Here is an 895-nt window from a genome sequence, read left to right on the forward strand (position 1 = left end):
AGCTGCGGAAAACGGACAAAAAAGCAAAATACCCATGGCGGAGAAAGCGCTATTATTGTATCCCGTTAAAAAAAGCGTCCATGACCATTTCCAAAGACACGATCACGATTAAAAAAGCGGAATATGGATACGCCCTTTCAGACTTGTTAACAAAAAAGAAAAAGAATGTGTGGACGGAAAAGGTTCCGAAGAAAAACAAGGGAGTGGTTATTCCTAATCGGTCCGAAGAAGATCTTGAAACGTGCAATTATGCGGAAATCGTGTGGCGAAACGGAGCGTATTGGTTTTGTTATTCCGTTTCTATTCCAGAAAAAAGTCTTTCTTCTTATGATGTTAAAGTGGCCGGTGGCGATTTAGGGGAAATCCATGCGGTCACGGTGGCAACGGAGGAGAAAGCCTTATTAGTGTCCGGACGGGCGATGCGCAGTCTTTCTCAATTTCGTGCCAAAGCAGTAGCAGACTTGAGCAAGAAAATGTCCCGCTGCAAAAAAGGATCGAACCAATGGAAACAGTACAAACAAGCGAAAAATCGTATTCGTCAAAAAAGTAAACATCAGCTCGAACAATTGGAACACAAGACAACAAAAGAAATCGTGGCCTTTTTAGAAGAAGAGCACGTCACGAATTTTGTGATTGGACATGTATCCGGCATCGAAAAAAACACGAAGAAAAATAGCCAAAAGAAACAAAAGACAAACAAAAAACGAAGACAACAGCTTTCTTTATGGAATCAGGGGAGAATCAAGCAAAAACTCACGTATAAAGCGCAGTTAAAAGGCGTCCAAGTGGAAGTAACAGAAGAAAGCTATACGTCACAAGACTGTCCGTTTTGCGGGGGCAGACACCACGCGAATGGACGAAACTTTCGTTGTTCTGTTCACCAAACAGAAATCCA

At 42.2% G+C, this 895-nt stretch carries 1 protein-coding gene; it reads left to right on the top strand.

Annotated features, from left to right (window positions below; genetic code table 11):
* Nucleotides 1-895 (top strand): zinc ribbon domain-containing protein (locus ACZYRN_RS19200; protein ID WP_488913183.1); only part of this gene is annotated, 895 nt, incomplete at both ends.

This window comes from Domibacillus sp. F004 (genome assembly GCF_057814295.1).